Annotated in this window: 19 protein-coding genes; 9 read left to right on the plus strand and 10 right to left on the minus strand. The window is 42.9% G+C overall.

What is annotated here, in order from left to right:
* Positions 1-37: 37 nt before the first annotated feature.
* A complete protein-coding gene (locus BCT11_RS04500; RefSeq protein ID WP_038867749.1) occupies positions 38-448 on the plus strand; it encodes a GNAT family N-acetyltransferase in 411 nt (136 codons plus the stop codon).
* Between the two features lie 127 nt (positions 449-575).
* Positions 576-1,988 carry a coniferyl aldehyde dehydrogenase gene (locus BCT11_RS04505; protein WP_102387337.1) on the plus strand — a complete coding sequence of 471 codons (1,413 nt, stop codon included), beginning with the start codon at positions 576-578 and terminating at the stop codon, positions 1,986-1,988.
* 138 nt (positions 1,989-2,126) lie between these two features.
* On the opposite strand, the gene BCT11_RS04510 is transcribed toward BCT11_RS04505, so the two are convergent.
* Together BCT11_RS04510 and BCT11_RS04515 are read right to left on the minus strand one after the other, a co-directional pair.
* Positions 2,127-4,844, minus strand: coding sequence for an SO2930 family diheme c-type cytochrome (locus BCT11_RS04510; protein ID WP_102387338.1), 2,718 nt, complete (start codon positions 4,842-4,844; stop codon positions 2,127-2,129).
* A gap of 45 nt (positions 4,845-4,889) precedes the next feature.
* Positions 4,890-6,176: an outer membrane protein transport protein gene (locus tag BCT11_RS04515; protein WP_102387339.1), complete on the minus strand. Its 1,287-nt coding sequence runs from the start codon at positions 6,174-6,176 to the stop codon at positions 4,890-4,892.
* 760 nt (positions 6,177-6,936) lie between these two features.
* Between BCT11_RS04515 and BCT11_RS04520 the strand changes: the two genes are divergently transcribed.
* Both BCT11_RS04520 and BCT11_RS04525 read left to right on the plus strand, forming a co-directional pair.
* The gene (locus tag BCT11_RS04520; RefSeq protein WP_038867740.1) at positions 6,937-7,389 is read left to right on the plus strand and encodes an antitoxin Xre/MbcA/ParS toxin-binding domain-containing protein; all 453 of its coding nucleotides are present in this window, start codon (positions 6,937-6,939) and stop codon (positions 7,387-7,389) included.
* Between the two features lies 1 nt (position 7,390).
* Positions 7,391-7,861 (plus strand): RES family NAD+ phosphorylase, encoded by a 471-nt coding sequence (locus tag BCT11_RS04525; protein ID WP_102387340.1) that lies wholly within the window; start codon positions 7,391-7,393, stop codon positions 7,859-7,861.
* Between the two features lie 83 nt (positions 7,862-7,944).
* On the opposite strand, the gene BCT11_RS04530 is transcribed toward BCT11_RS04525, so the two are convergent.
* Positions 7,945-9,792 (minus strand): acyltransferase family protein, encoded by a 1,848-nt coding sequence (locus tag BCT11_RS04530; RefSeq protein WP_102387341.1) that lies wholly within the window; start codon positions 9,790-9,792, stop codon positions 7,945-7,947.
* A 60-nt stretch (positions 9,793-9,852) separates the two neighbouring features.
* On the minus strand, positions 9,853-10,998 hold the full coding sequence (locus tag BCT11_RS04535) for a glycosyltransferase family 4 protein (RefSeq protein WP_038878592.1): 1,146 nt from the start codon (positions 10,996-10,998) through the stop codon (positions 9,853-9,855).
* 286 nt (positions 10,999-11,284) lie between these two features.
* On the opposite strand from BCT11_RS04535, the gene BCT11_RS04540 reads away from it, so the two are divergent.
* Both BCT11_RS04540 and BCT11_RS04545 read left to right on the plus strand, forming a co-directional pair.
* Positions 11,285-12,229, plus strand: a complete 945-nt coding sequence (locus BCT11_RS04540) for a glycosyltransferase family A protein (RefSeq protein WP_102387342.1) — start codon at positions 11,285-11,287, stop codon at positions 12,227-12,229.
* A gap of 119 nt (positions 12,230-12,348) precedes the next feature.
* On the plus strand, positions 12,349-12,624 hold the full coding sequence (locus BCT11_RS04545; RefSeq protein WP_039976612.1) for a hypothetical protein: 276 nt from the start codon (positions 12,349-12,351) through the stop codon (positions 12,622-12,624).
* A gap of 103 nt (positions 12,625-12,727) precedes the next feature.
* On the opposite strand, the gene BCT11_RS04550 is transcribed toward BCT11_RS04545, so the two are convergent.
* Entirely contained in the window at positions 12,728-13,828 is a 1,101-nt protein-coding gene (locus tag BCT11_RS04550; RefSeq protein WP_039976611.1) for an alkene reductase, read from the minus strand.
* 11 nt (positions 13,829-13,839) lie between these two features.
* A complete protein-coding gene (gene gloA, locus BCT11_RS04555; RefSeq protein WP_038878471.1) occupies positions 13,840-14,226 on the minus strand; it encodes a lactoylglutathione lyase in 387 nt (128 codons plus the stop codon).
* Positions 14,227-14,517: 291 nt separating this feature from the next.
* Between gloA and BCT11_RS04560 the strand changes: the two genes are divergently transcribed.
* From BCT11_RS04560 to BCT11_RS04570, 3 genes are all read left to right on the plus strand, one after another.
* Entirely contained in the window at positions 14,518-15,006 is a 489-nt protein-coding gene (locus BCT11_RS04560) for a MazG-related protein (RefSeq protein ID WP_102387343.1), read from the plus strand.
* Positions 15,007-15,016: 10 nt separating this feature from the next.
* Complete coding sequence (locus tag BCT11_RS04565; RefSeq protein WP_038878465.1) at positions 15,017-15,406, plus strand: MazG nucleotide pyrophosphohydrolase domain-containing protein; 390 nt, start codon at positions 15,017-15,019, stop codon at positions 15,404-15,406.
* Positions 15,407-15,612: 206 nt separating this feature from the next.
* Positions 15,613-16,059: a GNAT family N-acetyltransferase gene (locus BCT11_RS04570; RefSeq protein ID WP_102387344.1), complete on the plus strand. Its 447-nt coding sequence runs from the start codon at positions 15,613-15,615 to the stop codon at positions 16,057-16,059.
* A gap of 144 nt (positions 16,060-16,203) precedes the next feature.
* On the opposite strand, the gene BCT11_RS04575 is transcribed toward BCT11_RS04570, so the two are convergent.
* The 4 genes from BCT11_RS04575 to BCT11_RS04590 form a co-directional block, all read right to left on the minus strand.
* On the minus strand, positions 16,204-16,392 hold the full coding sequence (locus BCT11_RS04575; protein ID WP_038867720.1) for a hypothetical protein: 189 nt from the start codon (positions 16,390-16,392) through the stop codon (positions 16,204-16,206).
* 44 nt (positions 16,393-16,436) lie between these two features.
* Positions 16,437-16,772 (minus strand): Hpt domain-containing protein, encoded by a 336-nt coding sequence (locus BCT11_RS04580; protein WP_038867718.1) that lies wholly within the window; start codon positions 16,770-16,772, stop codon positions 16,437-16,439.
* A gap of 3 nt (positions 16,773-16,775) precedes the next feature.
* Complete coding sequence (locus tag BCT11_RS04585; RefSeq protein ID WP_102387345.1) at positions 16,776-18,320, minus strand: response regulator; 1,545 nt, start codon at positions 18,318-18,320, stop codon at positions 16,776-16,778.
* Between the two features lie 121 nt (positions 18,321-18,441).
* Entirely contained in the window at positions 18,442-20,586 is a 2,145-nt protein-coding gene (locus BCT11_RS04590) for a serine/threonine-protein kinase (RefSeq protein WP_102387346.1), read from the minus strand.
* Between the last annotated feature and the right edge of the window lie 127 nt (positions 20,587-20,713).

A 20,713-nucleotide genomic window follows, 5' to 3' on the forward strand; every position in this document is an offset into this window, starting at 1 on the left:
ATATAAAAGAAAGAACAAACAGCAAAGGAATAGAGCGATGGAAATAAGCATTCGTCCCATTACTTGGCAAGAGGCAATGCCTATTCGCCATAAGGTATTGTGGCCCCAGAAGGCTATCGAGCATTGCATAGTAGAGGGTGATGAAGACGCTGAACACTTTGGGGCGTTTGTGAATGATGTTTTGGTTGGGATTGCCTCAATCTATCTTGATGACAACAAAGCAAGACTGCGCAAATTTGCGGTGTTGCCGGAGTTTCAAAGATTAAGCATTGGGTCTTCCCTGATTCGATATATTTTAGCGAACTTACAGTTGTCACCCGTTGAATATTTTTGGTGTGATGCGAGGGAATCTGCTCTGGTTTTCTATGGAAAGTTTGGGATGCAAGTTGAGGGTGAACGCTTCTACAAATCTGAAATTCCTTACTACAAAATGAAGCTTGCGCTTTAAGCAAAATAATTTGAGTTTGAACTCTAACTTCCTTATTGCGTTAATAGTCAGAATGTTGCCCTTGTGTTAACGTTGAACTGTACATAAGTGCGACATTGCCCGTTATCGGGTGCACAAGGAGATAAACATGAACGCGATCGTCGACGTCGAAGTGGGTCAATTACTACAGCAGAAGTTGGATAAAGTCAGAGCGGCGTATAACGCAGAACCATTCCCGAGCTTAGACGCCAGAAAGCAAAAGCTTAATCTTCTCAAGCAGACTATCTTGGATAACCAACAAGATTTAGTTGAAGCGTTGAGTGAAGATTTTGGCTACCGCTCTGAGTTTGATACGGCAATGACAGATGTACTACCGACCGTTGCTCAAATCAACTACACCCTAAAGCGCCTCAACAAATGGTGTAAACCAAGCCGTCGTCATGCTGGTTTATTGCTTGCTCCCTCAAAAGTTACGGTGGAGTACCAACCTGTTGGTGTTGTTGGCATTATTTCTCCTTGGAATTTTCCGGTCATTCTTAGCTTGTCCCCTTTGGTAACGGCTCTTGCAGCCGGAAACCGAGTCATGATTAAGCTGAGTGAATTTACGCCACTGACAAATAAAGTGATCACTGAGATATGTCGAGCATTGCCCGATGATGTCATTGTTGTCGAAGGGGAAGTAGAGGTTGCTCAAGCATTCAGCAAGTTACCGTTTGATCACTTGCTGTTTACTGGATCAACTAATGTTGGTCGTGCAGTGGCTCGTGCCGCCGCAGAGAACTTAACACCAATTACATTGGAGCTTGGCGGAAAGTCTCCGGTTATCGTGGCGGAAGACGCCAACTTAAATAAAGCGGTCGATGCTATTTTGTTCGGTAAGTGTATTAATGCGGGGCAAATTTGTGTTGCTCCAGATTATGCTTTTGTACCGGAGGGAAGAGTCAATGAGTTTGTTGCGCTCTTCTTGCAACGTTTTGATGCGCTTTACTTAAAAGGTCAAAACGAGCAAGGCTTTACTCATATCATCAACCAACGCCAGTACGACCGTTTAAAGGCTGTGTTGGAAGATGCTAAAGCCAAGGGGGCAGAAGTACACACCGTGCCCGAGACGAGTTCAGAAGGCCGACGATTATACCCGCATCTAGTCACCAATGTTTCAGAAGAGATGACTATTATGCAGGAGGAGATTTTTGGTCCCCTTATGCCAATTAAGCCTTACCGTGATATGCAAGATGTCATAAGCTATATCAACCAGAATCAACGCCCACTTGCGCTCTATATCATGTCGGATGACAAACGCACGATTGAACATATTACCCGTTATACCCACAGTGGTGGTGTCGGGGTGAATGACACCATCTTGCACGTTGGCGCAGAAGACGCGCCATTTGGTGGTATTGGTGAATCTGGTATCGGTCACTACCATGGCGAGGAAGGCTTTAGAACCTTTAGTCATGCCAAAACGATCTTAACTACGCCAACTTGGCTTCCTCGTGTCGCTATGCTGATGGAGCGACGCGCTACGGCAATCAAAGCACTACAAAAGTTCTTTATGCGTTAACGTTGTTGATGTTTGAACGCTTAGGAATAAGAAAACCGCCTCGTGAGGCGGTTTTTGTTTGGGGCTAGAATATACGGTCGTGCAGCTTAAACTATGTAACTTAATGGCTGCCTAAACATTTGGTAGCCATTGGTATTTCTACTCTACACAGCTCCAACCTGTTGTATCAATCGAGTTAATCCAATCGGCAATCAACTGAACTCCTTCATCATGGACAACGTGTCTACCTAGCTCTGGCATCATGTTTCCGTTGTCGACATTGATACGGTAGTGCAATACGGAGTTTTCTGGATCGCCCGGCACAATTACATATGGCGATGGGCCTTTATGGAAGGTGATACCGCGAGCACAAATGCCCATCTCACCAATACCTTCACGCCAGTATTCAAACTTGAATGGGTTGCTTGCAGCTTTACCTTCGGTACGGTGGCAGTGCGCACAGTTCACATCTAAGTATGCTTTGGCATAATCCAGTAGTTCTGTATTCGTCAGGTTACTTGCACCAGTCTCCGTATTAAAAACAGGGGTCTTAGGTAAGTTCTCAGGTGTATCTGGCAAGGCTTCAGTGAATAGTCCTAATGTCTCCCAATGTACTAACTGGTTAACTGGGGAGCTATCAGAAACGTCCTGTACGCTGTTGAGGTTACGAGCCTTCGGACCAATTGGAGAGAACCCCTTAGGTTGCGTATTGCCAGTGGGGTCGGACACGTCGGCTTCAACCTTGTGACACAGGGTACACTCGTTTCGGCTTGGCACTTCATAAGTGAAATTAAGCGTTTCACCGTTATGCTCCACACTTCGTTCAAAGGGAACTGAGACTGCAGTCAGGTAAGCATCTGTTTTGTCTTCATTCCATACGTAAGGTAGGGCAATCCAACCACTGTCACGACGAATCAACAGGCGAGTCTCGATCATCTCCTCGTTTTCACCACGCGCATTATCGGTGCTTGAAGGAAGAGCAAAGGTTTTGATCAATACTGTGCCAACTGGGAAGTCGAATACCTCTTGCTCACGATAGCTTGCGGAGACTTCGTTTGGCATCACAACAAAACGGTATTTGCGTGCATAGTCGGTAAAGAGCTCAACGTTCATCTCATACAGCGTACCTTTGGCTGATGCAGCCAAGTTCAGGTTTTGCGTTGGATCTTTGGCATCTTCAAACAGATTGTATTGAGAAAGACTCACACAGTTTTCACCGTAGGTCGCGCTTTCTCGCGTAATGGCATCCCAGTTTATGCCAGACACATTTTCTACAGTACAACTCGCGTTGCCTACGATACCGTTTGGTGTATCTGGATTATCAGGGTCAGTAGCCCCGTCTTCTGTTTGATTGTAACCATAAATAACACCATTAATCGTGACGGTATTGATGTCTAATGGCGTTTTAGAATCACAGCCGGCGGTTAGTAGCGTCGATTGCTCATTCTCGTACAAGAAATCGGCATTGGCTGGATCTTCGGCGTAGCGAGCAATGGCAGTAGGGTCCATATTATCAACCAATACACCTACGCTCGCTCCATTGTTGACTAAGCAATTACTTTCTGCGTCATTAAACTCCGTGAGGTAGTTCCAGTTTGTTGTTCCTGTCATGCCGTTTAAAGCATCGCGTAAAGGCGCAAACATTTGGGAGCGAATCAGTGATTCACCCGCGCCATCGTAGAACAACGCAGGGAAGGCTTGATGATTTAAGGTATAAGCTAAAATCATATCTTCAATGAGCGAGCCGTTAGGGTTTGCGCCTGTATTAGTAATGGTGTTGTCGTGGAAATACATATTGGTCGGAACCGGATTCCAACCCTGCATTACCGCATTACCCTCGGATGTGCCATTCAGCGGACTGTAGGCATTAGGGTCACCATTGACCAATAGATAGCTGGTCATGGCCAGCGCCATCGAATCATGGTTGGAGATGGTATTATTATAAAACTCACTGTTACGGCCAGATAGGATCACAACGCCAGTACCTGGCGGGACAATACCAACTACGCCACATCCACCAAGTCCGCTTTGACAAGTGGTATCAACGTAGTTCTCTAGATTGTTGTCACGAATCACGTTATCGAAGATACGAACATCATCAATTAAACGACCGATCGTAGTTGCTCCCGGTAAGTCAAACAGCAAGACACCGCCCGTATTGCCTAAAGCGAGGTTGTCATAGACATCAACGTTCGAACTATTTTCAATTTCGATACCTGCGATGTTCTTTTCCGCTACGTTGTCACGTATTACTGCACCAATGGTTTGACCCACATAGATACCAGCATCGGCACTACCGTAACTCCAAGTGTCTTCAATCAATACGTTTTGGGATTTTACTGGGTAGATACCATAAGTACCACGTAGGTTACCATCTTCATCACGGGCACGTGGCACTTCGAGCCAGACCGCGGCAACATCGCGAATAATGATACCTTCAACACCGTCGGCTTTTATGCCATTTTTTGACGCGTCTGATACTTGCAAATCAGAGACAGTGATATTAGAACCGCCACTGATTGCGATGCCGTCTTTACCATCGACATTACTAAAGTCGAGGTAAGTTTGATCAATACCTGCACCGCGTAAAATGAGGTTGTTTTTTGAATCGACCGTTAACTGGTTATTCATTTTAAAACAGCCAGCAGGTAAGGTCACAACACTGTTGTCCTCGGCCAGTTCAACAAGGTTTTTAATCGCAGTGACTTCTGCTGCGCTTGCCCATTCTTGTCCATTTCCACACAACTCAGGTGTGCCGTATTCAGACAGTTCATACCCGCTTGAGGATTGCGGTTCGTCATAATCATCACTGTTACAACCAATTAAAAGCGTGGAGCTTATTAGCGTAGCGACAACCGTTTTGTTTATTCCATGCATGATTTGCTTCCCTGTAATTAGTTTTATTGACTCAGTCAGGAATAATTAGAAAGAGTGGTTGTATTGGATGCCGTAGATGTAGGCATCGCCCTCTGAACGATAGGCAATATCAACACCCGGCAGAGCGTGTGGTTCAAGTGGCTCGGTAAACGTGACTTCTTCAGCATCGATAAAGGTAAAGCCAAAGTCGATTCGGCTGTTTTGATTGAAAGCGTAGGTTGCACCAAAGCTATAATTGATTCGGTCGGAATCTGGTAAGTTGATGCTCTTATCGTTCACGTTAGGTGTCTCGTCGTAGGCAATACCTGCGCGAAGAGTGAAAGAAGGGTTTAGCTGATAAGTTGCCCCTAACGCATACTTGAAGGCGTTTTCAAAGTTCTCATCTTTTTGCAGAACTTCTTGTCCATCGACGGTTGCGCGAATTTCCTCAAATACATTCCAACCCGTCATCATCACACTGTAGTGAATAGCAAGTGGCGCTGTAATCTGATGGAAACCAGAGAACTCAGTGATGCTTGGTAAATTTAAGGTTAAGTCACCAGTCACTGTTTGACGTGGCATCGAAATCGAGCTTGGAATATCTGAGTAATAATCACCTTCAAAATCTACATCAACTTTGGAGCGGTAACTTAAGCCAAAGCGATGTTTTTCGTTTATCTCCCACAGCGCGCCTAAATTAAATCCATAACCCCAACCATCACCATCTAGTGATTTCGCAACGTCGCTGCGAGCAAAATTAGCGCCGGTATCGGCATTGATGGCATCAGCAAGGATTCCAAGGGTGCGAGTAAGCTTGGCTTTACCATAGACAAGGCTTGCTCCAGCACCAACACTGAATTCATCGTTGATGCGGTAGGCGATAGTTGGATTAAAATTGACGGTTTCTAAACTGGTTTCTCCGCCAATTGGGCCCGCTAGATAATCATCAGGATATTCAGTGGCAAGGCCAAAGTCGGTAAATATACCAAGTCCCCAAGACCATGAATCGTTGATAGGGGCGGCAATATAAAACGATGGAACGATCACATTATCAACAACGTCATTGTTGGTTAGCTGATTATTAAAAGCGTCTGACGCACTATTACCGGTGACTCGAACCTCTGGCATGATGTAAGCGGCGCCGATAGAAAGCTCGTATGAGTCAAACATCGTAATCGCAGCAGGGTTGTGGGCGACAACTGATGCGCCATCGGCAATGGCTGCCTCTCCTGCATTGGCTCGTCCTAGACCCGCAGCAGAATGCTCAGATAACTGAAACCCCGCAGCGTATAACTTAGGGGAGCTGAGCGCTATCGCTATAGCAAGCGCGAGTTTTGCATTCCTTGTATTCATATCACTCTGAAACTCCATGTGTTTTTAGGATGCGTTTTAAATAAAAGTGCTTATGTACCCATAAAGAGGGTGAGTAGGTTATTCACGAAACACTCATCTCAAGCATAAAAACAATTAACATACTTGTAACATTGAATTTCAAGATCTGTTATTTCCATCTCATATAACTAACGGGTTATAAATGTGCTTGTAACTATCTGTAAATGTTATAGTTAAGTTCAATTTGTATCGTAGAGAAGCTTCACGAAAGCACTTGATTGCGTTTGATGTCCACGTTAAAAATGTGGCTTAAGTATCAGCAAATAGCGGGTTGTAACAAGTCATTTTTTAGTACGATCGTTTTAAACGGCTGTTTAATTGATATTTAAGGCTTAAAAGTCGAATTTGCGGAAATGATGCAATTTATCACTGAATCGGATGCTAAACTTTATGAACGATTAGAGCTTTTACTTAAGGAATAGAAAGCAATATGGTGCTGAATTGTTAGGAGCGTCTTCGGGTGTACCTACTAAATCACACTTTGTTTCTGCGATCTCTTTGCCGAAGAGAGGGAAAAAGGGTGGTTGCTTGTCGATGTATCAATCGAGCAAAGGGCGCACGATCTTGCCCACTGTAGAGTGGAACGGGATGGAAAAGTGATCGAGATACAGCGTAATTCAAATCTATACGAGTAAGCCTACTTTGAACGCATTTTATACGATTGCTAAGTTGGCTCATTTGGACCATAATAATAAGACCATTTGGTCTGTAGGAGTTCAAGATGGCAACAGCAACATTAAAAAGCTTTAAACCTAAGCTGCCATCTAAGGCAAATTTTTGGTTTATGCTGGGCATTGAAGATGCCGAAACCGGTCGTACAGATGCGGTTCATAAAGGTTTTGAGCCAAAGGTTTATCGTAATATCGTTGAGCGCGTAAAGCTCTCTCAAAGCGAATTTCAGCACGTGACGCTTATCCCTGTCAGTACAATCAAACGACGTTTAAAAAATGAAGAACGTTTTAATACGCAAGAGAGCGATGCAATCTACCGTTTAGCAATGCTGCTCAAACTTGCAACGGAGTTGTTTGATGATGAAGAGCGCGCTTTGGGCTGGATGCGAGAAAACGTCTATGGTTTAGGAGGAAAACGCCCACTCGACATGGTCTCTACCACGGTCGATTTCGAGATAGTTAAAGACTTGATAGGGCGATTAGAGCACGGGGTATTCTCGTAGTATGAAGCTCTATCGATTGACGCAAAAGAAGTTTTCCGAATCTCCATTTAGTCCGATTGGCGCAAAGCTTTACGGAGGGCGATGGAACTCAAAAGGAACCGAGGCCCTCTATTTTTCGGAGTCTGAGTCACTTTGTTCTTTAGAAGTATTTGTCCATGTTAATAACGATCCTGCTATTACGAGACTTTACGACTTGTATCGTATCGAGATGCCCGAATATCTGATTGCTGCTTTGGGTGAAGAAGACTTGCCGGTAGCTTGGCGATCTATACCCGCCAGTGAATCCACTCAGTACATTGGTGACCAATTTCTAAATGATCCGCATCCAGAGTTCGCGGCATTACAAGTACCCTCGACCATTTCCCCCCGCGATAACAACTATGTTGTGAATCCAAACCATCCCAAGATGAAAGAGATCATCAGGAAAGCAGAAAAGCTCGAATTTGCTTTTGATCCACGAATATTTAAATAAGATGCTCAACGCTTAATAGGGTAAACGTTGAGCTTTCGTTTTTTATTGGTCTTTATCCCGAATTTGAGTGAGCGGCGTATGCGTTAGTTTTTGGCGGCCAGCTGTTGACCATCGCTCGTGTCGTTTTGGTAGCTGCTTAATACCACTTCAGCTCCTTTATAGGACAAATGGCTTGCGTCGGTATACATCGCGTTATTTGCGTCGATCTTCATGACACAATTGCCTCTCTGGCATATGTAATCAGTTAGGTCGACAAACTCAACGTGTTCGAACTGCTCAAAGTACTGAGCAAGAATCGCAATATTCTTCGGATGGGTTTGTTTTGGGGCAAAGTCGCACTCTGTGCCTTTTTCACCGCCGAATAAGCGGATTTTCCATAAGCACTCGCCAATAGCAAAAGGCGCAGAAGGGGTTGGCCCAAATACCACTATCTCTTTGTCTTCTAATCCCTTCAATAATTGCGTCAGCGAAGCTTGATAGTTTTTACTGGAAAGCTCTTTTCCGAAGTTAGAGGAAATGACGACCTGTCGAATAGAAGGCGTGTTTTGAATGGTTTTGACTGCGTTGGTGAAGAAATCGTGACAAGATTGCCCGCTAACGCCAGGAATCACGTCGATATAGCCAATCGCACAAGAATCTTGAGTAAGTTGGACCACTCCTGCTGGCGTTTCACGGGCTAGTTGTTGAACAAATACCATACTATGACTATTTCCTAAAACCGCGACTGTCGGCTGCGATGAAGAAGAGCAGGCGTCGTTTACATTTGTATTACCGTTGCACGCTAATCCGTAGCCATTATTGACACGCATGGCCTCAAAAAATGCATTTCGGTCAGGGAACCCACCGCTTGTATGCCCAATAAAGCCAAATGTAAGCAGGGGCATCGTCACCAATACAAGTGAAGCGGTGAGTGTTTTCATGCCGATTTTTCTTCGGCTGCGAAATGGTTTCTCGACAAATCGCCAAGTCATGTACGACATTATTGATAGCATGCCGACATAAAGAAGGAAGCTGAATTCTTGTCCGGCCGTTAGTACATAACGATAAAATACCAACAGTGGGATATGCCATAGATATAGGCTGTAACTGATTAAACCGATAAAGACGATCCATTTTAAGCTAAGTACCTTACCGCACGTATTTTGGTTTGCTGAAAACAGAATGATCAGCGATGTACCAATGACAGGAATTATTAACATAAGGCCAGCACCATCTTTGGACTTATCGAATAACAAGGCTGAAGCCATGACTAAAACCACACCGATGACTGCGAGCGTATTGTTTGGTGTTACGTTGGTTTTTCTCATGATGAGGGCAATCATTGATCCTGCGGCCAGTTCCCATGCTCGCGAAAAAATCATATAGAACGCGAAATCGGGGTCGCCACTCGCATACCAAATCGTCATTAAACTCAATAAAAAGACACCAATAAAGAAGGCAAGGTATGACATGATTTTATTTCGGGCGAGCAACATCAATAGTAATGGAATGACGATGTAATATTGCTCTTCAACGCCTAGACTCCAAGTGTGGAAGAGTGGGTTGGCCTGCTCCTCTAAACCAAAGTAATTGTGACCCTTCAAATAAAGTAAAACATTAGAAGCGGACAAAATGGATGAAACAGAAAATTCACTGACTTCTTTGTGCGCTTGAGGAAGAAATAACCACCAAGACAATACATAACTCACTGCGATAACCAGTAACAACAGCGGTAAGATACGGCGGATACGTCGCTCATAAAAATCGACAAGGCTGAATTGATTTTTGTCTAAATCATTGATGATTATGGTAGTAATGAGGTAACCACTGATCACGAAAAAAACATCAACACCAACAAAACCACCAGCAAAAGCTTCGATGTCTGCGTGGAATAAGATAACGAGTATGACCGCTAGTGCTCTCAATCCATCTATTTCTGCTCGGTAAGTCATGATCTTCTCCATTTATGTAGCCAACGTTTGTTGTTCATCCTTGGGTGGGATAACTTGATCTTAATTAGGTTGTTCTATCCATTGGGATAGCCTTTGAGCTTGTCGATAAGCATTAAAGTATTTGAGGACTCGTTGTCGTCCGCGTTTGCCCATTTCTTTACGCTTCTCCAGAGATAGCTCCGCAAACTCATTAATGCACTGAGTGATGTCGTCAACACTGTGTTGTTTTACAAAAAATCCAGTCTCATCGGTGACGATTTCTTTGCATCCCATGACGTTTGAGGTGATCACTGGTGTGCCAACTGCCATTGCCTCTTTGAGTACAAGAGGCCCGGTATCGACGCAGCCAGTACGCGAGTAGCAAAACGGAGCCACGAGACAATCGTATTTTGGTAAATTGTCCTTTACCCAGCTGTGTGGTTTTGCGCCCAAAAAGGAGACGCAATGAGTCAAACCAAGTTCACTAGTCATCGAAACGAACTCTTTTTTCATAGGGCCCGTGCCGATGACATCAAGATGGACATTGAGCTTATTGGCGATAGGGACCAGCGCCTCAAGTAAATATTGCAGACCTTTTTGCTCAACGAATCGCCCTAAAAAAACCAATCGTAATTGTTCTGAGTCTGTCTTTTTTTCGGGGGTGAATTGCTCAGGTTTTACACCACAGTGGAGCAATTTTACGTTTCCGTTGGTCATATTTTGAAAGTCGTTATACATGTCATCGCAAACAGCGACTGCGAAGTCGCTGGCGTTGATCTTCTCTTTTACATCAAACGGAGACTCATAAACGTCATGCCCGTGAGCAACAAAAGAACAAGAAATATTGAGCAGTTTAGCGGCGACAATGGCATGTGCTGCTGTGTGCTGACAAAAGTGAGCGTGAACGTGACCAATGCCTTGCTCAGCGAGTTGGAATGCTAATTTAAGCCCTGTACCCATTAACGACTTCTTCGGAATACCAGATTGTTTGAATGCAAAGTGACATGCTTTGAACAGCCCCTGAACGCGAAGGTGCTGTAGGCCCTCTGTCTTAATATTCTTACCAATTTCGATAACATCGTAAGTAAAAAAAGATTCGCAAGGTTCGATTTCAAACGTAAAAACTGTCACGTCGTGGCCACATGCCTGAATGGCGTCCACTTCAGTTTGAATGAAGGTTTCACTCAAAACTGGGTAGCTAGGTGTAATAAACGCGATTTTTTTCATTTTATGGCTCGCTTCTTTTCGTTCACGGTCGAGAAGGGAATTGCAAAAAACAAACCAAACAATCATCGACATAAAATCAATAAATTAGGGATAAATTTCTATTTTGAGAATAAAAATGACGGTGAAGTTTAAGGCGTTCTCAATTTGAAGTCTTTAATTGAGAAAAACCGTTCATGCTTGGGTATAACCGTTCTTTTATGAGGATTTAATCCGAAATTAGAATGGTCTAAATATTGCTACTTTTAATCGGTCAGAATTGTTCTGACAGGTGAAGAGGCATCATGGCATGGATAAAGTCAGTGTGATTATTCCAACCTATCAATGTTTGGAATATCTCCCCAAAGCGCTTGGAAGCGTGTTCGATCAAACGCACCGTAATTTTGAGGTTATCGTGATTAATGACGGCGGTGACCTTCGAACTCAGCGTTATCTTGAGTCGCTGCTTGATCACAGGCTTAGGTTCCTTAACACCGATGGGGTTGGCGTGGCTGAGGCGAGAAACTTGGGAGTAAAAGAAGCATCGGGTGAGTACATTGCCTTTCTCGACGCTGATGATTTTTGGCTACCTAACAAGTTAAAAATGCAGGTCGCCTTACATCAAAGCAATCCTGAGTTAGCTCTGAGTTTTAGTAACTATGTTCATGTCTCGGAGCGTTATGAACCCTTTAGTGATTGTTTTGGGTTTTGGAACCAACTCCAAGACGAGACTGATGACGTACTACTGCTTAGCAAACCATTGGATATGATCATTGCCAATAATATTATCGGTACGTCCACCGTTATGCTGGATGCAAAGATGGTGGAGGCATTTCCTCTGTTCAAAGCAGAATTGCCTTACGCCGAGGACTGGGAGTTGTGGCTAAGAATTTGTGAAAAATACCAAGTGGGAGTGGTGAATTCAATTCAAGCTGGCTATCTGGTTCGCCAAGGTTCCATCACGAATACCAAAAATCGTAAATTACAGCAACTGGCTTGTGTGAATGGCATTCTAGAAACGTATCGAGAAAGTGCGTCATTCTATGATATTTCTCCTTTAGCCTTTAAAAAAGCGAACGCTAGAATCTTAGAAGGATATGCCGATTATTATCGAGAAGCTAAGTCTTACTCTAAGGCGATAGCACTTAATGTGCGCTCCTTGATTCAAGACCCTCAGTCTCGACGTTTGCGACGCATAATGGCGGATGGGCGAGAATTGGTACTATCGAATGTAAAGTCTACCCCTCAGCAATAATACAGCCTATTAAGCAGCAGAGATAAGGGTAGACACTGTATGAAATCAAAGATTGAAATTGAAAAGCGCACTACACTCAGTGTTCAGTTATTAGCAAAAGATTTAGAATTCATAAGTCAATGAGTGAAAGCGATATTCAGGCAAAAATTGCTAGCTTTACCTGTATAGAAGAAGCGCTAGAGTACTTTGATATTGGTTTTGATAGTCGCTTCATAGACAAACACCGTATCGAACTTGTAAAGCGGTCTAATGGTTATTTAATTATGAGCAAGCCGGACGATTGGTTTTCTGCCCGTCGTGCGTTTAAAAATGCTTACTGCAAAGTACAGCGCAGTTTATTAGATAAAACGACACGCTCAGCATGTCGTGGTTGTACGACATGCCAAAGAAGATAAACAATGTGGCAGTCTTAGCTTCTTTTTCGACGTCACGCTGATCCGACTTACAAAAGAACCCCGTCTAAAGAGCGGGGGTCTTTTATTTTTATGAACGGAAACGCTAACTTGCTTGATATTCTGGGTAGTCAAGTAAGCCTTTCTCGGCACCACCAAACAAGGTTGCAGGATCGTGTGCAGCTAACGGGTAGTCGTATTTAATTCGGTTCGGTAAATCAGGGTTTGCGATGAATGGACGGCCGAACCCCACCATATCGGCAAGACCACTTTTTAGTGCTGCTGCCGCTTTTTCAGTGTTGTAACGACCAGCGTAAATAATGGTGCCTTTGTAAGCTTCACGAACTGCAGTTTTAAATTCAGCAGGTGTATCTGGCGCGTCGTCCCAGTCTACTTCTGCAATGTGGATGTACACAACGTTAAGCGCATTAAGTAAGGCAGCGGCAGCGGTGTACGTTTGCACAGGGGTTTTATCTACCGTACCGTTGAGTGAAGTAAATGGAGCAAGTCGAACGCCCACACGTTCAGCACCGATAGCTTGTGTCATCGCTTCGACAACGTCACCAAGGAAACGAAGACGATTTTCAATGGAACCACCATATTCGTCTGTGCGGTTATTGGCTTCTGAATCGATGAACTGGTTAACAAGGTAACCATTAGCAGCGTGCAGTTCTATGCCATCAAAACCTGCTTCAATCGCATTAAGCGCAGCTTGACGATATTCTTCTACAACGGCTTTGATATCTGCTTTGGTCATTTCACGTGGCTCGACAACATCTACAAAACCTGGTTCGTCGCTACCATTGTCGATGAATACTTTCACATTTTCTGCTTTCAATGCGGAAGAAGAAATTGGTTGTTCACCACCGATGTTGTCAGGGTGGGTTACGCGACCAACGTGCCAAAGTTGGGCAAAGATAGCGCCGCCTTTTGCGTGAACGGCATTCGTTACTTTTTTCCAACCAGCAATTTGTTCTTGGCTATAAATACCAGGAGTCCAAGCGTAACCTTGACCCATTGGTGAGATTTGAGTGCCCTCCGCGACAATCAAACCAGCAGATGCGCGCTGAGCGTAATACTCTGCCATGATCTCATTTGCAGCATTACCCGGTTGACTAGCACGTGAACGCGTCATTGGCGGCATAACGATGCGGTTTTGAAGTGTTAGAGCGCCAAGTTGAACAGGTTGGAACAGTACATCTTTCATAATAAGCCTCGTTATTTGCTCGTTTGAATCAATTCGATTTGGTAACCATCTGGATCTTTGATGAAAGCGATATGCGTTTCGCCGCCTTTCATCGGACCTGGCTCACGTGTGATATTGCCGCCAAGTGCTTTGATTTTGTCGCATGCCGAATAGATATCTTCACAACCTAAAGCCATATGACCAAACGCGTTTCCGAGATCATAGCTGTCTGTATCCCAGTTATAAGTCAGTTCGATCGTTGCACCGTCTGGTTGGTTTGCGTTACCCACAAAAACTAATGTGTAACGGTATTCAGTGTTCTCGAAGCGGTTCAGTTCAGCCATACCAAGCACTTTGGTATAGAACTCAATGGATTTATCAAGATCAGCAACACGGATCATAGTGTGAAGAAATTTCATATATAGCCTTCTTTTGTTTTCGCTTGGCGCTTAACTTTTCTGTTATTGCTAAGTACCTAATGGCGACGTTATGAGCCTAAATATATAAGGTTGCCTTCGAAACATAAAATTATCATTGATTATTGTTTTTATAATTTATTTTTATTGAACTGCTTTTTAACGTAAATGATTTATTGATTGCATTTTATCTATGTATTTAACTGATAGGTTTAGCTTTTCTTTTCAAATCAGATTACTTAGAGTGCTAATAGCTTCGTACAGACGTATTGGGAATAGATTTTAGGAGGGAAAATGAATCAATCCGTGTTAAAGGCCATGACGTGGCTAAAAGGGATATTAGATTCTAACCAGATTACTTATCAAATCGTCGGCGGTTTTGCTGCCCATTTGCACGGTGGATCACGACCTATTGCGGATATCGATCTGTACATCCAGAAACAAGATTCTGAAAAATTGCTTCCCCATATTGCCCCTTACATCAGTAAGCCACTTAAGCACTATCAGGAAGAAGGCTGGGATCTTGAGTACTTACAGCTTATTTATGGCCAACAAAAAATTGAAATCGGCCTTAGTCCAGGAACGCGAATATTTAGCTCAAAAAGCAAAGAGTGGGCGACGCTGGAAATTGACTACGCAGCAAATGTTATTTGTGATTTTAATGGAATGAAGCTTTCAGTGATCGATATTTCAAGGTTAATCGATTACAAGCGTGTTCTCTCAAGAGAAGTGGATCTCATCGACATTCGAGAGCTTGAACGAATTCAACAGCAAGCTCAATAGGGGAGAGATAATGGACAAATTTACCGCCTTGTTTGAGATTGCTCAGCGTAAGTCAAACTACGATGAAAACAATACTTGGTATCAGGGCTCCGTCACTTACTTCGAAGCGATATACTCGGAGTTGGAAGAAGTGAGAGATGAGGAAGTCAAAGGGAGAACATGCTTTTTAGAGGACGAACTGGGAGACGTGTTGTGGAATTATCTTAATCTTCTGATGGCCTTAGAAAAAGAACAGGGCATTGACGCTCGGTCTGTGATTGAACGCGCCGTTGAAAAATACCAAGCACGTGTGACTGCCATTGAAAATGGGAAGAGTTGGGCAGAAGTAAAGGCTGAACAAAAGTCAAAATTGAAGAATGAATTCGACTCGAAACGAGGCAACAACAATGAAACTGACTAAATACTTATTTTACTGCTAAAAGCGCTTAGTCAAGAATTCAAAAGTACAAAAACTATGGTGTCCCTTTTGAACAACTGGATGATCTTTACATCAAATCATAAAAGGTGAACCACCGGGAATGGGTTATTTGGATTGGTTAGGCTACATGTAAGAAATATCCAAGTTGCTCAAATGTCACACTAGTAAAGGACCAGGGAAGGTGTTTGATGGAGGTATCTCTACGCGAGATAACAAAGGAAAACTATGAGTCCGTCAGTGAACTCGATGTTACTAAAGAGCAAGAGTCTTATGTTGCTTGTAACATGTGGTCGCTGGTGGAATCATTCTATAACGATACGCACGTAACTCGTGCCATTTACCAAGATGAACAAGTTGTCGGCTTTTTTATGTGGGTTCGGGAAACAAAAGAAAAAATCTCTATTTGGCGTTTTATGATTGATGCCAAATATCAAGCGAAAGGCATAGGGCGTATAGCTCTTCATAAGGCGCTAGAGGAAATCAAACAGACTGAAAACCTCCGTCAGATTGAAATTTGTTACAACCCAAACAACCCCATAGCAAAAACGTTTTACTCTCAGTTTGGTTTTATGGAAGTTGGTATGGACGAAGATGGCGAAGATATGCTCGCTGTTATCAGCCTTGAACCAATATGACAAGGCATGTGAAAAGGGCAAGCATCGTAGTTGGTGCTTGCCCTTTAGCGTTTTACTCTGTCGATAGTTTAGCGATGAAAATCAGACTCTCATTCATTGGTCTGTTGATGTGCAAATCTTACTATCTCACTAACTTAATCGCATTTATTTAGTATTTGTCGTTGGCATAGGAGCAAGTAGCGCTTCCAGTTCCTCAGGAGTGAGTAGATCTTTCTTTTGTAAAATATCACTCTGTTCCAAAGATAACCGTGTCTTACTTATCAAGTATTTTTTTTGAGTTGGTGTGAGATCCTTTAAGGAGTCAATCAAATCTTTGAAGTGGTTTGTGTTCATAGCCTAGCTTTTCCCCGTTGACGTTTTATAATTTTCTAATGGTCTTAGTCCATATTGACTAAATAATCGTTAATTTGTTTATTAATGGTGACAAGCTCTTTATTAATTATAGCGATATCTGCGTTATCGGGAGCGATATTGTCACGTGTGTGTTCTTCAACTTTACCAAGAGCGGAGACTGCCGCTTCTTCTCCAAAGCTTGAAAGTATGCCTTTCAAACTATGAGAAAGAAGGAATAGTTCCGACCAGTTTTGTTCTGCATTGAGTTTATTAATTCTGTCTAAACCATCTTCGTAGTCTTCCATGTAGGTTGAGAAAACAGCAAAGATAATATCGACATCGTTATCCATGTAGGTGTTAAGTACTTCGAAGTTAATCATCTCTCATCTCCACTGTGGTATGTGTAAGTTAAAAGGCAAAGGTAATTGAGTTGAGTAGGAGCCGGAAAGGTAATCCTTCAACCAGTTCGACCAGTTTGGGGGGAGTGGTCGTTGCGATAGAAATTCGATACTTTCATCCAAGATGATATTAGGTGCTGATATGTTGTTGTCGGAAAGGTCTTTTAGTCTCAGCTCAGTTGAAAAGGGATACTTTTGTCGAAACTTTGGTTCTTTCGAATTGTGCTGGGGGTGGCCTTTTAAAGGAATGCCAGACTTAGCCGCCACTAAGGTAAGTAAGCTCTGCTTTATTGCAAATTCACCAAAAAAGTCCATCAATGGTATCGCTTGCTTTAACAGCAATAAGGGGGTTTTACTTGGCACAGAGTAGTAATAGCTCAGAGATTGCATCAATTTTTTGTGCGCGTGTTCTGGTCGTGATTCCAGCAAAAGTAACTTACATTGCATCATTTGTTTGAATGCGGCGAGATCAATCTGCTGGTTTCGATTCAATTGCTTTTCGGCCAGCAAGCAAAAATCATTAAGTTTCAAAAGAACACGTTTCTTCTCATTCGGCGAGCGGAGTGTTTTAAAGTGCTCGCTGATGATGTCGACATAGGCGTTCATCGCTGATAGCCATTGTGAATCTGTAGAAGAAACATTTGAAGCGTACATATAACCTACATCGTACAGCCGATCAATTTGGCCTAGTTTGGCAAGGATTCTTGATACGGTTACTAATCTGATACTACTACTTGGTGTGAGCTCAAAAGCGCGATTAGCCAATATAGACGCATTATTTTGTTGGCCGAGACTTTCATAAAGGCCCACGAGGTTATCTATGGCACGTAAGCAAAGTGGGTTTCGTGTGACATAATCAGCAAGGATAGTGACTGCTTCACGAATATTTCCTTTCTTGTGCTGTACGAAAGCTTCTGCACAGATACGACTCGCGTGTTCCTTTTCTGTACAAAAAGGTAGAAAGTTTTCGAGTACATCAAATTGCTTCGTTTCTATGAGTGTATCGATAAGTAAAGACTCCACGCACACGCTTTGTGTATGCTTTTTATGCAGTTGAGCGATATCGGCGAGGGTAGGTCTTTCAATCTTACTTAGTTGATTTCCCACGTCTGCAAGTTGATGTTGTTCTTGCAGCGCTGCTAGCATTTTGTTCTTTAACGCTTTGGTTTGCAGTGGCTTGGTGAGTAAGTGACGAACTCGGCCAGACAAAGCCGTCAAAACAGTCTCTTGAGTAGCGTCGCCAGATATCATCAATACCGCTGTCGTCTCTGAAATGAGTTTTGCGCGGCTCATTAAATTGATCAGATCTAAGCCAGTCAGTTTCGTCGATAGGTGGTAATCCATCACAATGAAAGAATAGAAGCGAGTTTTGACCGCGGCGAGTGCTTCTTGTGCGCTGTTTACACAAGTGATGTTGGCGATTTTTGCGCCAAGCGCAACAAGTTGATGTCTGATCAACGTCGATGAGGTTGAGCAGTCATCTATCACCAAAATACCAATGTTCTCGACTTCAATCTTCTCTGCGGTCAAACTTCTTCCTATTTTACAGATTAGTACACTCTAAAATAAAATTAGTCATCGGATTGCATAAAGGCAAGCTGTTTCTAAGATTAAAAAGGGGCAACATGCCCCCCATCAACATTTGCGTGAATTAACTCTGCACAGAGTCCGTTTCTATTCTTCTTAGTAGCTCGTTCGCTTTTTTCATCGCTCTTCTTGCACTTGTCGACTTCCGTTTGTTCAAGAGGATGTCTGAGAATTGCAGGTACTTATCCGCCGTTTGAAATCTTAAGTCGTTAATATCTTGAAATCCCGCCGGAAAGTTTTCAGAAAATAGGTCAATATCTTTAACCAGTTTGTCGAGATTGACGGTTGTTCTCGCTTGCTTCAAACGGTAGTAGAGCCCTTCAAATTCTTCTTGATAGAGTAGGCGAGCAGCATCGGCTGGGAATGGCAATGGATTTTGACTGTCTTTTGCTGTCTCAAAGAGTTTCATTTCTAAAACTGCATCTTTCATCGCATTACTGATTGCGATGTTTTGGCGGTGCTCATCAGAATCGGCAAAAAAGGCATTTCCAACTTTGATTAAAGTAACAAGTGCGGCTGCATCTCTCAGCTGTAACGCTTCATTTAAGTGCTGGCCAAAGACCTCGCTTGCAAGTGAACTTGGTACAAACGGGTACTCTTGATGAATTTGATGTAATTCTTGTTTTAGGTCATAAATTGACTTGGAGCCTTCAATTTGGGTGTAGCTTGATTTCTCTAACTGGCTGTTAATTTGCCTCGCGATAGAAAGTAACGTTGAATGCTTACTCGATTGAATATCCAGTGCAAGCACTTCAATTTTATGGGAGTCAGGATAGTAGACTTTAGCTTGTTGAAGAATGTCCTCAATCTGGTCGTAATTGGGATAAGTACTAACATCAGAGTTAAGTACATCATCAATCTTTGATTCGTAAGCACCAAGTAGGTAGGGCTTATACAGCCTTAAAAAGCCCGCTTTGATCACCGGATGCAGATCATGTTGTGAATCGATAAGAGATTTCGTGTTTTCTGGCGCGGTATCGAGTAGTGCTTGTGCTGAACTAATATGCTTTGTTTGCTGGTTTAATGCAGCCTCAAGTTGAGTGAGCTGGTCTTGTTGATCTTGATATACCAATCCTAAAAGCGTTGCGACGACAAGCGATGCTGCGACACTCGTGTAAACTGGCCATCTCGTTTTGTTTATGTGCTGTTTAAGGAGTTCTGCACTAAGGTCCGTTGGTGCGAGTCCTTTATTTAGCACTTTCGAGAATAAAGACCATTTCGTGAGCGGGAAATGAGCGGGCTTAATGACGCGAACATTTTTCTTTAGTGCTTCGTCAACTGGTGTGCGTGCGTAAGGGTGTTTACAACTCAATAATTCATAGGTAATGCAACAAAGAGCAAAAATATCATCTCTAAACTGAGGATCGTTTCCTGAGAGAATAGCAAGTGAAGCGTAGTTTGGCGTAAACCCCAGAGTATCACTTTCTTGGGTTTTACGTTTAGCGGCATATTGGTCGTGCTTTAACTGTTGAGTTTTGGATACACCAAAGTCTAGAAGTTTAACTTTTCCTTCTGAGGTAAGAATGATGTTCGCAGGCTTAAGATCGGCATGAACCACGCCTAGAGAGTGGGCATACGCGAGAGCATCCAGAGTCTCATTTAAAATAGACAGCGCGGCCTTAAATTTAAGACCATCAGGGCGAGAGCGCTGAATCAGAGTTTCTAAAGTTTCACCATCCACATACTCCATGACGAGAAAATACACGTCGCCATCAACGCCAAAGTCGTAAACACGAATTATATTAGGATGGCTGAGTTTTTGAGTTTGCTGTGCTTCTCGAATCAACATTCGTGCGGTTTCAGGTTGGGAAGAGAACTCCTCCTGAAGAATTTTTAATGCGACGTAAGGTTTATCAGTCCCTGATGACTCAAGGATTTTGTCTTTTGCCAAGTAAACATCGCACAACCCGCCGTGCCCAATAAGTGATTCAATTTCGTAGCGACTCTTGATGGTTTCACCAACTAAAGACTGCGACGTTGAAGGTTCTCTTTGATTGCATGAAGTATTGTCTATTTTATTATCTAGAGAATAAGTGTTTTGATTTTGAGACATTTTTGTATTTGTCTCATTATTTAATTGGGCGGAGCCTTCATAATTTGAGTCAACAATCTTATCAACTTTATTTTCTCTTTTTTGAGTCTTTACAATTTTTGTTTTATCACCGCTCGTATCTTTATTTATAGAATTGTTTTTACTTTGGTCTTCCATCACAGAGGCTCCGTATAAATGATGGTGAAAATATATAGTCTAATAACTCATGAAAAATGATGACTTTTTGATTTCTCGGTCAAGCTAACATCGGTTTTTTGACGCGTGTAAATTGAAGTGTCAAAAA

The organism is Vibrio sp. 10N.222.52.B12, from assembly GCF_002875385.1.
In the GTDB taxonomy this organism is placed as follows: domain Bacteria; phylum Pseudomonadota; class Gammaproteobacteria; order Enterobacterales; family Vibrionaceae; genus Vibrio; species Vibrio jasicida.

Coding starts and splice junctions, on each gene's coding strand:
- BCT11_RS04500 (WP_038867749.1), top strand. CDS start 38: ATGGAAATAAGCATTCGTCCCATTACTTGGCAAGAGGCAATGCCTATT.
- BCT11_RS04505 (WP_102387337.1), top strand. CDS start 576: ATGAACGCGATCGTCGACGTCGAAGTGGGTCAATTACTACAGCAGAAG.
- BCT11_RS04510 (WP_102387338.1), bottom strand. CDS start 4,844: ATGCATGGAATAAACAAAACGGTTGTCGCTACGCTAATAAGCTCCACG.
- BCT11_RS04515 (WP_102387339.1), bottom strand. CDS start 6,176: ATGAATACAAGGAATGCAAAACTCGCGCTTGCTATAGCGATAGCGCTC.
- BCT11_RS04520 (WP_038867740.1), top strand. CDS start 6,937: ATGGCAACAGCAACATTAAAAAGCTTTAAACCTAAGCTGCCATCTAAG.
- BCT11_RS04525 (WP_102387340.1), top strand. CDS start 7,391: ATGAAGCTCTATCGATTGACGCAAAAGAAGTTTTCCGAATCTCCATTT.
- BCT11_RS04530 (WP_102387341.1), bottom strand. CDS start 9,792: ATGACTTACCGAGCAGAAATAGATGGATTGAGAGCACTAGCGGTCATA.
- BCT11_RS04535 (WP_038878592.1), bottom strand. CDS start 10,998: ATGAAAAAAATCGCGTTTATTACACCTAGCTACCCAGTTTTGAGTGAA.
- BCT11_RS04540 (WP_102387342.1), top strand. CDS start 11,285: ATGGATAAAGTCAGTGTGATTATTCCAACCTATCAATGTTTGGAATAT.
- BCT11_RS04545 (WP_039976612.1), top strand. CDS start 12,349: ATGAGTGAAAGCGATATTCAGGCAAAAATTGCTAGCTTTACCTGTATA.
- BCT11_RS04550 (WP_039976611.1), bottom strand. CDS start 13,828: ATGAAAGATGTACTGTTCCAACCTGTTCAACTTGGCGCTCTAACACTT.
- gloA (WP_038878471.1), bottom strand. CDS start 14,226: ATGAAATTTCTTCACACTATGATCCGTGTTGCTGATCTTGATAAATCC.
- BCT11_RS04560 (WP_102387343.1), top strand. CDS start 14,518: ATGAATCAATCCGTGTTAAAGGCCATGACGTGGCTAAAAGGGATATTA.
- BCT11_RS04565 (WP_038878465.1), top strand. CDS start 15,017: ATGGACAAATTTACCGCCTTGTTTGAGATTGCTCAGCGTAAGTCAAAC.
- BCT11_RS04570 (WP_102387344.1), top strand. CDS start 15,613: ATGGAGGTATCTCTACGCGAGATAACAAAGGAAAACTATGAGTCCGTC.
- BCT11_RS04575 (WP_038867720.1), bottom strand. CDS start 16,392: ATGAACACAAACCACTTCAAAGATTTGATTGACTCCTTAAAGGATCTC.
- BCT11_RS04580 (WP_038867718.1), bottom strand. CDS start 16,772: ATGATTAACTTCGAAGTACTTAACACCTACATGGATAACGATGTCGAT.
- BCT11_RS04590 (WP_102387346.1), bottom strand. CDS start 20,586: ATGGAAGACCAAAGTAAAAACAATTCTATAAATAAAGATACGAGCGGT.